The following is a 12,251-nucleotide window of genomic DNA, read 5'->3' as shown; positions in this document are numbered from 1 at the left end:
TGGTTCTTGTTAGGCGCTATAAAATGTGGCGGCTGTCAGGGGAAGGTTCAAGAAATTGCTTACCAGATGCGGGTTTGTGCTTAGGCGATACGCCTCGTCTCTCAATCAGCTTTTTCCTGCCTTCGCTGGTCGATGATCTGGCGGGTTTCCTGATCCACGATCTCGCGGATCTGCCGGGTGAGGGGCAGGGCGTTGGTCCGCTCCAAACCGTAGCCGAGATTAAAGGTGTGAAATTCCGCGTCGGCACTAGGCATCAGATGATGCTGCAGAATGGTCTCCAGCTTGTCGAAACCTTTGGCGAGCTTGGCTTCCGGAGTTTTCGCCGCGTTGTACTCCTCAAAGAGGCCCAACATCTCAGCCTTCTGATCATCTGGGAGCCGTTTACAAAGGTCCACGAAATCCCGGCGTTCGCGGGCTTCGCGGTCATCGTCCGGAGTTTGAAAGGGCGCAGGCACATCGCCGGAAATCGCCTCACCCAGATCGTGGATCACGCACAGCTTCAAGAGCCTCAGCATATCGATGCCGGCAAGCTCGCGTTCAAACAGCAGAACCATCAGGCAGAGGCGCCAACTGTGCTCGGCAGTGCTTTCTGGCCGGTTCTGCCGGGTGGTGCCGGATCTCAAGGTGTCTTTAAGCCGCTCAGCTTCTTGCAAGAAAGCAAGCAGACCAGCCAACCGGGTGTTGTCTATGGCCGTAGCAGGGGTGTTTGTTGTGTCATTTGTCATGATCCGAGACTACCGCAGCAGGATAGGTCCTACGAGGGCTTGAATAATTTATGCAGCAGTAGACGGATCGTCGCGTACCAGGCGCACAAACCGGCCGTCTGACAACGGCAAACGGGTAATCCGGATCCGGCTTTGGGGAATGGTCATTTCAGCAAAATCGGCCCGTTCGGTGTCAAAGACAATGTCCGGGCCGAGCGGCTCGTACCAGCCGTTGTCGCCAAGAGTGTCTTCTGCGCTCCGGATACCGTCAGAGGCAAAACGCCAGAGGGGCTTATCCATCAAGTCAGACAGCGGTATGTGCCAGTCGCGTGTTCTTTTTGGGGACGCTGCCAGCAGCCGGTGGGTCAGATCACAAACCAGATGCACCGGGTGAGACGACTGCATGACCAGAGCCTGCAGCGCCCGGTCTGCAGCCGTTTCGGGCCGGGCTACGAGCAAGTTCAAAAGCCTGCGCAACTCTGGGCCTTCCTGCTCGAAAGTCCCGCTCTCCCACCGGGATATTTTCGACTGCGAAACCTTCAGTTCCTCTGCCAGTGCCTGCTGTTTGACGCGGTTGATCACCCGCCAGCGGCGCAAGGAGGGGCCAAGGTTTTTGGCAAGGGGAAGGGTTACGGCACTCATTTACAAAAGTTAGCTTGAAACCGCGAAGAGGGGGAGTGCCATTCGATGAGGTTCCTTAAAAAAACAGAAAGGGTGTTAGTTTCCACTAACACCCCCCTGTTCAGGTCAAGTTTTCCGAACTTATGGAGCTGCCGGAGCCGCACCAAAGGTTCATCTTGATCTCAACGCGACGATGGTAATCGGATGAAAACCTCCGCCTGCAAACCATCAAAACCCCGGAAGGTTTGAAAGCCTGCGCCAACAATACAGATAACCCGCTGCTCGTCAGAGTGCCGGGGCGCTGGTTGCGGAGCGCTCCGCATCTAGCGCATTCTGGGTGCCTCACAGCCGGTCCGCGAAAGCCGATAAATCGGCCTCTTGGGACTGTGCCCAGACAGCGATGGCAACGACCGAAGGTTCTGGTTGGCGGTCCGGAACCGGCTGGTGCCGTGCTGTTGAAAGTGAGTTCACCACAGGTTTTTGCCGCTGTCGAATCGCCCCTGTTAACCAATGTGACTTCCGGGGAAAGTTCAAAAGAGTGTCCAAAACACGCGGAAAACGGCGCTTTCTAGGTGGCTGTTTTCCCTTAGTGAATTGCAATGCAAGTTGAGATTTCATTTGCCTGCAAAATAATAGGTCAGCGATACTTCTCTATAAAACCATCAATCGGCAGGTCGCGGAAATCGGGAAACCGCTCTTTGAGCTGGTCGTGGCTCCAGTCCCACCAGGCGATTTCTAAAAGCGCGTCTTCCTGTTTTTCTGTGAACCGGCGCTTGATCGATTTCGCCGGAACGCCGCCGACGATTGTGTAGGGCGGAACGTCCTTCGACACGACCGCGCCTGCGGCAACGATTGCCCCGGTCCCGATTGTGACCCCGGCCAGCACCGTCACATTGTGGCCGATCCAGACATCGTGGCCAATGGTGACCCAGTCGTCTTTGCGCCACTGGAAGAAGTCCTGGTCGTCGTCGCCGAGCCCGTAAGCGGCGGCACGGTAGGTGAAATGATGCTGGGACGCGCGCCAGGTGGCATGGTTGCCGGGATTGAGACGCACCCGCCGGGCAATCGAGCAAAACTTGCCGATGGTTGACCAGACCACATCACCTTCCTGAACGATGTAGGAGTAATCGTCCATCTGGCTTTCGCGCATCTCGGTCAGCGCACCGACTTCCGTCCATTTTCCGAGCTCACAGTTTTGGACAATTGCATCCGGATGAATATTGGGTGCTTCAGTAAGGTCGGGTTTTTGGTGTGGTGCGGACATGGTTTGTTCCATTGGTTTATGACAGGCGCAGATGGATAGCCTTGGTCACATCACGAAGCGTGAAGCTTTGATGACGTATCCATGAATTCTTGGACTTTTCCTCAGTTTCAGATAGCGCTAGGCGCCTGACTAATATTTCAGCGCAGAGACACGCTTCTCGGGCTTTGTTCTCCTGTTGCAATCAAGAATTGCCAAGCTTTGCAGAACCCTCTGAGGAAGCAGGAAAATCAGGCGTGATCCGAGAGTCCTGCGTGTTCCGGCAGGCTTTTGTCATTGAAATGTCACTGTTTCTTCAAGGGACTGACAAGGTGCTGTCATCTCGCTGTAATGGCGTGATGGCTCTTGTCCGGCAGCAATACGAACAAACACGGACAGGGCTGCTGCGTGATTCACTTTCAGAACGTCACCAAGACTTTCGGGTCCCGGACTGCGGTCAATAAGGTCTCCTTCAACATCGACAAACCGCAGATGGTTGGCATCATCGGCCGGTCAGGTGCGGGCAAGTCGACCCTTCTCAGAATGATCAACCGGCTGACGCCAGCAACGTCGGGTCAGATCCTGTTCAACGACCGGGATATTCTGAGCCTGAAGGGCGGTATGATGCGCCGCTGGCAGCGCGACTGCGCCATGGTGTTTCAGCAGTTCAATCTGGTTCCACGCCTGGATGTGGTGACCAATGTCATGCTCGGCCGCCTGAATGGCCATGGCACGTTTAAAAGCCTCTTCAACATCTTTGATCAGGACGATGTCAACAGCGCGCTTTCCGCGCTCGACCGTCTTGGAATTGCCCAGGAAGCGACCAAACGGGCCGAGGAACTCTCCGGTGGCCAGCAGCAACGCGTTGCGATTGCGCGAGCGCTGATGCAGGACCCGCACATGATCCTGGCGGACGAGCCAATTGCCTCGCTCGATCCGATGAACGCCAAGATCGTCATGGATGCCCTGCGCGAAATCCACGAACGCGACAACAAGATCGTCATCTGCAATCTGCACACGCTCGACACGGCCCGCAGCTATTGCGACCGCGTGATCGGCATGCGTGACGGCTTCATCGTCTTTGATGGGGTGCCAGAGGCACTAACCACAGATGTCGCCCGCGAGATTTATGGCGCAGATGAAAGCTTCAACGAGGCGGCAACATCAACCGCCATCGATGCCGGTCAAACCGGCGCAACAGAACCCGCCGGTGTGATGGCTCCGGCGGCAGCTGCGGTTTAACCGCCAGCTTCCAAGTCAATCGTCATCAACAGTGAACTCTTAGGGGAATGTCCCAAATGAAACTGGTTTCCAAAGTTGCTGCGCTTGCTGCAGTCAGCATGATCGCTCTGAACGCAACAGCTGCTGTTGCTGAAGAAATCTCCGAATTCCGTATCGGCATCCTCGGCGGCGAAAACGCTTCCGACCGCCTGCGTGCTTACACCTGTCTTGAAGAAAAGACCGCTGATCTGCTCGGTGTTCCGGTCAAGCTCTTCGCTCCGGCTGATTACAACGGTGTGATCGAAGGCCTGCTCGGCGGCAACCTCGACATGGCTTGGCTCGGTGCATCCGGCTACGCAAAAGTTTTCATCACCGATCCGGAAGCCGTTGATCCGGTTCTGGTGAAGGTCAACGTTGACGGTGGCTACGGCTATTTCTCCATCGGTTTTGCCCGCAACGATGCCGAAATCAACTCGCTGGCCGACATGAAGGGCAAGGTTTTCGGTTTTGGTGACCCGAACTCCACATCCGGTTACCTGATCCCGTCCATCGCCATCCCGCAGGAAGGCTATTCGATGGAGCCGGGCGACTACTTCGGCGACGTGAAATTCACTGGTGGCCACGAGCAGACCATCGTTGCTGTATCCAACGGCGACATCGACGCCGGCGTAACCTGGGCGGACGGCCTTGGCGAGTGGGAAGACGGCTACAACTCCGGCGCTCTGCGTAAAGCGTCCGACGCTGGTCTGGTTGACATGACCGAGTTGCGTGAAATCTGGCGCTCGCCGGTGATCCCGGAAGGCCCGATCGTTCTGTCCAAGAAGCTGCCGGAAGACGTCAAGATCAAGATGACAGCTCTGATGGCGTCCCTGAACTCCATGGACCCTGAGTGCGCCTATGGCGTTGCTGCCGGTGAAACCAAAGGCTTCATGCCGATCACCCACGAAGCTTACATCAACATCGTTGAAGCGCGTAAGGCAAAGAACAAGAACTAAGCGTTCTTTTCGTGAGACGCGGGCCGGTTTCCGGCCCGCGTTTTTTGAACTTGAAAACTCTTCCTTTGTCATCCCGGCTGAAGCGGAGCGGAAGGCCGGGATCCAGTAGCCACAGTACGTTTTAATATCGCTGGACCGCCGGTGATTACTGGATCCCTGCCTGCGCAGGGATGACAAGGTTCGGATATTGAAAGAGTTCGTGCCCAAAGTGTCGTTTGGGCATGTCCATAAAACAGGTATCAAAAACATGGCCGTCGCCGCCCTGGAAGCAGAGATCCTCTCGCTTCGAAAACGCCGCCAGCTTTATTCCCTGATCGGGCTGTTGCTGGTTGTTGCCGTTCTGGTTTCCGGATACTCGAAATCGAACTCGATGAATTCCGGCGGGTTCCTGCAAGGGCTGGATAAGTTCTTCGACTATCCGGGCGAAATTGTCATGGAAGCCTGGGAGGCGGGACCGGCGTTTTTCGGCCTGATCATCAGATACATTCCGGCAATGCTGGAAACCCTCAATATCGCTGGTGTGGCAACGCTGTTAGGTGGCGCCATGGCGGTGGTTTTGGCGATGGCGTCGACCCGCAACGTTGACAGTTATGGTCCGCTTATTCCGGTCGTGCGCCGCATGATGGACATCATGCGCGCCTTTCCGGAGCTGATCATCGCGCTCTTCCTGATCTTTGTTCTGGGCTCCAGCCCGGTTCCGGCAATGATCGCAGTTGCTTTTCATACCGCGGGCGCGCTGGGAAAACTCTTCTCCGAGGTGAATGAGAACATCGACCGCAAGCCGATTGAAGGCTTGTCTGCCTGTGGGGCCAGCTGGTTGCAGCGCATCCGCTTTGCGGTCATGCCGCAGGTCGCCCCGAATTACTTGAGCTACTTCCTGCTGCGCTTGGAAATCAACGTTCGGGCTTCCGCGATCCTCGGCTTTGTTGGAGCAGGGGGCATTGGCCAAGAACTGCGCAGGACTATCGGCTGGGGCAAGGGCGCGGGCGATGAGACTGCCGCGATCTTCGTCCTGCTCTTCATCACCATCATGATCATCGATCAGACTTCGTCCTACCTGAGGGGCAAGCTGGTCGGATCCGGCCGAGCGCACTAGGGGGACGGGATATGTCAGTCGATACATTTGAACCAGTTGTGACCCCGAACGATGTTTGGCAAAAGGTCAAAAAGCGCGCCTGGGTAACAATTGCCGTTCCGCTCGCGATCATCACTTATCTGGCTTACACATGGTTCGCCTTTGGTGTGCCGGAGCTGCTTTCCAAAGCTCAGCCGGAACGTGCAGTCATCCTCGCAACCGACTCTGTTGCCTATAAAATCCACGTCACCAAGCTCCTGCGCCGGGACATCCTGGAAGTCGCCATTGAGGGCGAACGCCGGGCGACTTTCAGCGAAGAAGACCTTCCCGAGTGGGTGAGCGTCGACGGGACGAACTCTGTCGTCGACCTCGGTCAGGGCTATCTTGTCGAAATCAACGGCAAGCGTATGGACTTCACCGTTCCCGGGTACGGTCTCATCACTGCGACGGCGACAAACTCCGGTGTTGATTATGTTCTGCCGGAAGGTGATCAACCGAATTGGCTGAAGGTTGGCCCCAAGAAACTGGATGCGCGTCCGACACTCGACCGTCGTGTTCAGGTCACAAAGACCAAGATTGAGGTGCACAATTACTTCGGCGGCTGGGAGAACTTCTGGTTCCCGTTCCATTCCGAGCTTTACGGCATGTCCTTCAGCCAGCTCTGGGCCCTGGCTCTGAGCGCCGACCGGCTGGACCCGAACACCGCCAACATCTGGTTCATCGTGCATGAGTTCCTTGAAAATCCGGATTGGCAGCACGGCGAGATCTTCGTTGCGCTCTTTGAAACGATCATGATGGCCGTTCTTGGAACGCTGACCGCAGCGTTCTTTGGTCTGCCTCTCGCCTTTCTGGCGGCGCGCAACTTTACGCCGTCCATGATCCTTCGCTTCGGCACCCGCCGCCTGTTCGACTTCCTGCGCGGCATCGACATGCTGATTTGGTCGTTGATCTTTATCCGGGCTTTCGGCCTTGGGCCGCTCACCGGTGCCCTGGCGATTGCCTTCACCGACACTGGCTCGCTTGGCAAACTGTTTTCCGAAGCACTTGAGAACATCGACAACAAGCAGGTGGAAGGTGTGCGGGCGACCGGTGCCAGCCAGATCCAGCGCTACCGCTTTGGTGTGATCCCGCAAATCCTGCCCGTGTTCGTCTCCCAGGTGCTTTATTATCTGGAATCCAACACCCGCTCGGCGACGGTCATCGGAGCGCTGGGCGCTGGCGGTATCGGCCTGATGTTGGTCGAAACCATGAAGACCTCCCGCGACTGGGAAAACACCAGCTATATCATCGTGATGACCATCGTCGTAGTCATCATCATGGATCAGACCTCCAGCTGGCTCCGCCGCAAGCTGATTGAGGGCAAGTAACCATCTGCGCCGTCCCGGCCCAGAGCCGGGACCGGCCGCGTGTGTGGTACCATGGTCCATCGCTGTTTGCCTCAGCAGGCTGGGCAATCCCAATTCGAATTAGCTGGATCCAGACCGAGAGATTTCAGCCGGGACGTCGGCGGCCAAAACTTCCGAAACGGTCATCCCCGCTTCATGCGGGGATCCACTCGCAATCCCGCTTGCCGCAGAGTGTGAGGGTTCCCGCAAAGGTTCCGCAAACGAGTGGATCCCCGATCTCCGCTGTGCTGCGTCGGGGATGACCGCCTTAGGTGCGGTTAGAGCTTCCTCTCTTCCAGCGTCCGCATTTATCTCCGAATGCGATTGCATACCTCAAGGCCGGGCCGGTAGAGCACAAGTTCGTTTTCAATCTTTCCTGAAAGAGAAAATTCCGAAGCGGTTGCCATCCGGATCTTGAAGCGCGAAGCCTTTCGGAGCCCAGTCATATTTCGGCGCTTCGAGGTCCGGCACCTCGATGCCCTTGTCCTTCAACGTGGCATGAAATCCGTCCAAGTCGTCGACTTCCATGTCTGCGAAACTGTGATCAACGTCCGTTGAGGAGTTCTTGAAGCCAAGGGACTGCCCAGATCCAGTTTGAACAAGCAGAAATTTGACGCCGGGACCGTTGTTATCTTCCGCCGCCAACTGACAGTGGTTCGCGTCGGACCAGCTGGTCCGGACACCAAAAACGGTTTGGTACCAATCCCGGGAGGTTTGAAGGTCGCTAACCGGAATTTCAAGCGTGTCCAGCCGCAATCGGATGGCTGAGGTCATGGGTGAAAGGTTCCGAATTGTTAGAACGGGTGAGGGAAGGTGTGGTGCGCAAAGCCACAACTATATCGCGGCGGAAAGGCGTGTCACCTGATTCCCAAGTGTTGAGTTTCAGCTCCTTGGTGCGTGCTGCCGGCTCAGCTTTCCGCTTGATATCTTCCAACATCCATTTTCTGCCCCATTTCCGTCGCGGTAACGTGCCAGCGTTCGCTCAAGGTGATTCAGCAGCTGGCGGGACGGGTTATGCGGCAGAGTTTTTACAAGACGATTTCATCAACGGCGATTGCCGCAGGATTGGCTGTTTCAGGTTTTGCGACGTCGGCGCAAGCCATTGAAAGCTGTGTTGCGTCCTTGAAAAAGCAGGCGATTTCAGCAGGAGTTAAGCCGGCGGTTGCCGATAAGATGCTGTCCGGTGCCAAGTACGACGAAAAAGTTATCCGGTTTTCGACGTCCCAGCCGGAATACAAGACCCAGATCTGGGACTATATGGCGTTTCTGGTTGACGCCGAACGCATTCAGGACGGCAAAGCAAATCTCAAGAAACACGCCCGCACTTTGAACGCAGTCGAACAACGTTATGGGGTCGACAAACATATTGTCCTTGCAGTGTGGGGCATTGAAAGTGACTTCGGCCAATTCCGCGGCGATTTCTATACCCCGCATGCGCTGGCCAATCTTGTTTGTGCCGGGAAACGCCGCCAGAAATATTTCCGCGGCGAACTGATTAAGACTTTGAAGATTGCGTCACGCGGTGATGTGCCGATGAGCGATTTTTATGGGTCTTGGGCCGGGGCCTTCGGTCAGACCCAGTTCATGCCGTCGACCTACAACAGCCTGGCCGTCGATTTTGACGGGGATGGCCGCAAGGACCTGGTCAATTCCGTGCCGGACGCTCTGGCGTCCACCGCGAATTTCTTGAAAAACGCTGGCTGGCGCAACAGCCGCCTTTGGGGCTTTGAAGTCAAAGTGCCAAAGGGTTATTCCGGCCCGTCCGGCCGAAAAAAATACGCGTCCATGGCAACCTGGACCAAGCGCGGCTTGAGGAACATGGACGGCAGCAAGTTCAAAAGCAAAGCCGATACAGCCTTGATCCGGCCAGCAGGGGCAAATGGGCCAGCTTTTCTCGTCACTCGAAATTTCAAGGCGCTCCGGTCCTACAACGCTTCGACGTCCTATGGTCTGGCGATTGCGGTCCTGTCAGAGCTCGTATCTGACGGTGACCCGATCATGACGCCCTGGCCGACCAACAACCCGGGTCTTTCCCGGGCTCAGCGTCTGGAGCTGCAAAAACTCTTGAACAAAAACGGCTTCAATGTTGGAGCCCCGGACGGCAAAGTTGGCCCGGCCACCCGCAAAGGGATTCGTGCCGCCGAAGCCAAATATGGCATGGAAGTCACCGGCCGTCCGTCCTGGAATGTTTACTACGCGCTTGGTGGGCGGTAGGACGCAGATGTTAGCTGATTAGGACAGCTAGGGCGCAAAATCAGAGACCGGTTGCATGGACGTTTGGTTCCTACCGGCGTGCTTGGCCCGATACATTGCCGCGTCGGCAGTTGTAAGCAGTTTCCGTTCCAGGTCTGCCGCGACTGGACAAACGGAAATACCGACACTTGCGCCTACTGACACGACGATCTCCCCGGTCCGAATAGGCCTGTTAACATCCCGGATTACAGTTTCGGCCAATTCTTGCAGCTTTGACGGTGTTGTCCGTTGCAGTGAAGCGATCAAAAACTCATCGCCGCCCATCCGCGCCAAGAGTTCTCCCTCACGGACCAAGTTCTGCAATCGGGTGCTGATTGCGACGATCACTTCATCTCCGATGTCATGACCAAAGTCGTCATTGACCTTTTTGAAGCCGTCCAGATCGATCAGGAGCGCGCCAACCGCTGTTGCAGGTGTATCTGAATAGACTGTTTCGCGGAAAAAACGTTGCATCATACGGCGGTTGCCAACACCTGTGAGTGCGTCATGCAATGAATTGAATTGCATTTGTTCGTTAAGATCCCGAAGGGCGGAATTGGCATGCACAAGTTCTTTATTCAGGGTCTGGCTCTGATCCCTTAGCTGCCGTTCGTAAGTTGCGCTCCGGCGGGCAAGCTGCAGCTCAAGCTGGCTGCGCAATTCGTTGCTTTGTCTCTGGGCTTCCCTGTTAAACTGCTCGGCCTGCATATCGGTATAAATCTTGAGGTGATCCAATGCTTCTTTGTAGGCGCCGTTGAGTTCATGTGTGCGTGACAGCTGCAAATGAAAGTTCCGGATCCAAAGATGGTAATCAACCGCCTTGGCCTGTGAGAGGCCGGTATTGAAAGCTGCAATCGCCAGATCTGGTTTGTGTTCTTTTAGGTAACTTTTGCCGATTTCATAATGCAGCTGGCATGTAACGCGGGTGTCTTCAGTAAAGACAGCCGCTGCTATTCCTTTTTCCGCATTGAATCGGGCTTCTTCAAATTCGCCGCTTGCCACAAGGGCTGCGCAAAAAACTTCATAGGCGTAGGGGAGCACCAGCCGATTACGGTGTTCTATGCATTGAATAATGCACTCTTGGGCCGATGTTAAAGCCGCCGAAATATCACCAGAATCAAGATCCGCGCGAGATTTTACTTGCAGGATGCGGGCCGGTTCAAAATGGAACCGCGGATCTTCGGCGATCCGCATGGCTTGATCCAAATACTCATAAGCTTTGTCATAAGTTTCAGAGTATCTGGCCAAAATTGCCAGAATGGACAAGACTTCAATGCCTGCACCGGAGTAGGAGGCCGGTCCTAAAATGTTATAAGCTTCGTTGAGTGTCTCATCGGCCTGGGTATGGTTTCCCAGACTGTAGGAACAGACCGCTTTGACGGTCATCATTTCAACCCAGCCCTCTGGATCGGTTTTTGGGTCCATCAACTTTAATGCTGCATCGGCATAAGCATTGGCAGGATCAAAGTTTCCGCTCCATCGTTCCAGCCAGGCAAGATTAAACTCTATCGACCGCGCCCCCTCATTTTGAGAGGAGTGCTCGTCAAGCCGCCGGCGCAGAACCCTTTTGCAAAAAGCCGGGTTGCGCCAGCGAAGACGCCACGTTCTGGTCAGTAAAGGTTCCAGGCTCGGTCCCCCGTGTTGCTTGGCTGACACTATCCCACGGAAGATATGGTGCCGGGAAGATGTAAGAGGGACGTTAATTCAATCAAACACACGGCTCTTTGTTGCATTGCGAAACGTTGCGTCGCAATATGCGGCTAAGAAAATGGGAGAGCAGTGATGTCGGGACGCATACTTACAGTTGCGCAGCAAAAAGGCGGTTCAGGTAAAACTACCATCGCTGCTCATCTGGCCGTGGCACTCGCAGAGCGCTCGGGGGAGCCGGTCGCAATCCTCGACGTCGATCCGCAAGGGTCTCTTGGGACTTGGTACGAGGCTCGCGAAGACAACCTGGGCGAAGACCAAACAGGCTTGGAGTTCCGCACGGCTTCCGGTTGGGGCGCGCGCCGTGAAGCACGTTCCCTGGCTCGGTCTCATGGCTATGTGATCGTTGATACACCGCCCAAGACCGATACCGATGCCAAGCCAGCCATTGATGCGGCAGACTTTGTGATTGTTCCGATCCAGCCCACCCCGGTGGATCTTTGGGCGACCTCTCAGACGATTGATTTGGCTGCCAGAGAAAGCACTCCGGCGCTTCTTGTCATGAACCGGGTGCCGCCGCGGGCCTCCCTCACTGGAGAGATGGCCGAAGCGATTGCCTCTTCCGGCTACGATGCTTTGAGCGCGCGCCTTGGCAACCGGACTGTCTTTGCCTCTGCCATGGGCAAGGGGATTGCGGTGACTGAAAATGCCCCCTCCAGCAAAGCCTCTCAGGAAGTTGGCCAGTTGATCGATGAATTGATTGCCCGGGTGGGCTAGAGCACCAGTCGCAACGTGGAACCGTTTGACGGCTTTGGCCGGTCTATCCGGTTAGGCGCAGCACGCAGCACGCAGCGCGATGCGGGGCATCGGGCAAGAGATGCAACGCAGCCGGTGGGGCGGCCAAAGTCACCCGAAGGGCCTCGTCTCATGATCCTACTGGCCTGCGTTGGCCCGCCCTTATGGTGCTGACACCACTGCGGGCGGCCCGCCTTGCCAGCAGATACATGAGACGGGTCAGACGCTTCCACGTTTTCGCCCGGTGCTCTAAACCCCGGCCGGGCGGCATTTGACCACCAAAAATAAAATTGCCTTGTCCTCGTCATGATCCGGTGCCTTGATAGAAAAAGTTAT

Annotated in this window: 12 protein-coding genes; 6 read left to right on the top strand and 6 right to left on the bottom strand. The window is 55.9% G+C overall.

The genetic code is table 11. The features are described from left to right. Positions 1–101 precede the first annotated feature (101 nt). From ACOOFE_RS16860 to ACOOFE_RS16850, 3 genes are all read right to left on the bottom strand, one after another. Positions 102–725, bottom strand: a complete 624-nt coding sequence (locus ACOOFE_RS16860) for an HD domain-containing protein (protein WP_420411119.1) — start codon at positions 723–725, stop codon at positions 102–104. Between the two features lie 48 nt (positions 726–773). Then, positions 774–1,346, bottom strand: coding sequence for a helix-turn-helix domain-containing protein (locus ACOOFE_RS16855; RefSeq protein ID WP_420411118.1), 573 nt, complete (start codon positions 1,344–1,346; stop codon positions 774–776). A gap of 616 nt (positions 1,347–1,962) precedes the next feature. Beyond that, positions 1,963–2,589 (bottom strand): DapH/DapD/GlmU-related protein, encoded by a 627-nt coding sequence (locus ACOOFE_RS16850; RefSeq protein ID WP_420411117.1) that lies wholly within the window; start codon positions 2,587–2,589, stop codon positions 1,963–1,965. Between the two features lie 384 nt (positions 2,590–2,973). On the opposite strand from ACOOFE_RS16850, the gene phnC reads away from it, so the two are divergent. From phnC to phnE (ACOOFE_RS16830), 4 genes are all read left to right on the top strand, one after another. After that, positions 2,974–3,807, top strand: coding sequence for a phosphonate ABC transporter ATP-binding protein (gene phnC / locus ACOOFE_RS16845; RefSeq protein ID WP_420411116.1), 834 nt, complete (start codon positions 2,974–2,976; stop codon positions 3,805–3,807). A 56-nt stretch (positions 3,808–3,863) separates the two neighbouring features. Continuing rightward, the gene (phnD, locus tag ACOOFE_RS16840; RefSeq protein WP_420411115.1) at positions 3,864–4,781 is read left to right on the top strand and encodes a phosphonate ABC transporter substrate-binding protein; all 918 of its coding nucleotides are present in this window, start codon (positions 3,864–3,866) and stop codon (positions 4,779–4,781) included. Between the two features lie 247 nt (positions 4,782–5,028). Beyond that, complete coding sequence (phnE, locus tag ACOOFE_RS16835) at positions 5,029–5,877, top strand: phosphonate ABC transporter, permease protein PhnE (protein ID WP_420411114.1); 849 nt, start codon at positions 5,029–5,031, stop codon at positions 5,875–5,877. 11 nt (positions 5,878–5,888) lie between these two features. Continuing rightward, positions 5,889–7,223 (top strand): phosphonate ABC transporter, permease protein PhnE, encoded by a 1,335-nt coding sequence (phnE, locus tag ACOOFE_RS16830; protein ID WP_420411113.1) that lies wholly within the window; start codon positions 5,889–5,891, stop codon positions 7,221–7,223. Positions 7,224–7,607: 384 nt separating this feature from the next. Here the strand turns inward: phnE (ACOOFE_RS16830) and ACOOFE_RS16825 are convergent, their stop codons facing one another. Both ACOOFE_RS16825 and ACOOFE_RS16820 read right to left on the bottom strand, forming a co-directional pair. Beyond that, positions 7,608–8,015, bottom strand: a complete 408-nt coding sequence (locus tag ACOOFE_RS16825; RefSeq protein ID WP_420411112.1) for a VOC family protein — start codon at positions 8,013–8,015, stop codon at positions 7,608–7,610. After that, positions 7,978–8,178 carry a hypothetical protein gene (locus ACOOFE_RS16820; RefSeq protein WP_420411111.1) on the bottom strand — a complete coding sequence of 67 codons (201 nt, stop codon included), beginning with the start codon at positions 8,176–8,178 and terminating at the stop codon, positions 7,978–7,980. Before ACOOFE_RS16820 ends, ACOOFE_RS16825 begins: the two co-directional genes overlap by 38 nt. Positions 8,179–8,255: 77 nt before the next feature. Here ACOOFE_RS16820 and ACOOFE_RS16815 point away from each other — a divergent pair, with 77 nt between their 5' ends. Continuing rightward, complete coding sequence (locus tag ACOOFE_RS16815) at positions 8,256–9,455, top strand: lytic murein transglycosylase (protein WP_420411110.1); 1,200 nt, start codon at positions 8,256–8,258, stop codon at positions 9,453–9,455. Between the two features lie 27 nt (positions 9,456–9,482). Here the strand turns inward: ACOOFE_RS16815 and ACOOFE_RS16810 are convergent, their stop codons facing one another. Beyond that, positions 9,483–10,898 (bottom strand): diguanylate cyclase domain-containing protein, encoded by a 1,416-nt coding sequence (locus ACOOFE_RS16810; RefSeq protein WP_420411109.1) that lies wholly within the window; start codon positions 10,896–10,898, stop codon positions 9,483–9,485. 357 nt (positions 10,899–11,255) lie between these two features. Between ACOOFE_RS16810 and parA the strand changes: the two genes are divergently transcribed. Further along, complete coding sequence (gene parA / locus ACOOFE_RS16805) at positions 11,256–11,897, top strand: ParA family partition ATPase (RefSeq protein WP_141187361.1); 642 nt, start codon at positions 11,256–11,258, stop codon at positions 11,895–11,897. Positions 11,898–12,251 lie beyond the last annotated feature (354 nt).

Origin of the sequence: Roseibium sp. (assembly GCF_965216085.1) — a bacterium.
Lineage (GTDB): Bacteria > Pseudomonadota > Alphaproteobacteria > Rhizobiales > Stappiaceae > Roseibium.
The sequence above is the reverse complement of the archived record's forward strand: the minus strand, read 5'-3'. Positions and strand labels throughout refer to the sequence as shown.

Bases quoted from the DNA above. Each gene is read 5' to 3' on its own strand.
- ACOOFE_RS16860 (WP_420411119.1), bottom strand. From the start codon at position 725: ATGACAAATGACACAACAAACACCCCTGCTACGGCCATAGACAACACC.
- ACOOFE_RS16855 (WP_420411118.1), bottom strand. From the start codon at position 1,346: ATGAGTGCCGTAACCCTTCCCCTTGCCAAAAACCTTGGCCCCTCCTTG.
- ACOOFE_RS16850 (WP_420411117.1), bottom strand. From the start codon at position 2,589: ATGTCCGCACCACACCAAAAACCCGACCTTACTGAAGCACCCAATATT.
- phnD (WP_420411115.1), top strand. From the start codon at position 3,864: ATGAAACTGGTTTCCAAAGTTGCTGCGCTTGCTGCAGTCAGCATGATC.
- phnE (WP_420411114.1), top strand. From the start codon at position 5,029: ATGGCCGTCGCCGCCCTGGAAGCAGAGATCCTCTCGCTTCGAAAACGC.
- phnE (WP_420411113.1), top strand. From the start codon at position 5,889: ATGTCAGTCGATACATTTGAACCAGTTGTGACCCCGAACGATGTTTGG.
- ACOOFE_RS16825 (WP_420411112.1), bottom strand. From the start codon at position 8,015: ATGACCTCAGCCATCCGATTGCGGCTGGACACGCTTGAAATTCCGGTT.
- ACOOFE_RS16820 (WP_420411111.1), bottom strand. From the start codon at position 8,178: ATGTTGGAAGATATCAAGCGGAAAGCTGAGCCGGCAGCACGCACCAAG.
- ACOOFE_RS16815 (WP_420411110.1), top strand. From the start codon at position 8,256: ATGCGGCAGAGTTTTTACAAGACGATTTCATCAACGGCGATTGCCGCA.
- ACOOFE_RS16810 (WP_420411109.1), bottom strand. From the start codon at position 10,898: ATGGACCCAAAAACCGATCCAGAGGGCTGGGTTGAAATGATGACCGTC.
- parA (WP_141187361.1), top strand. From the start codon at position 11,256: ATGTCGGGACGCATACTTACAGTTGCGCAGCAAAAAGGCGGTTCAGGT.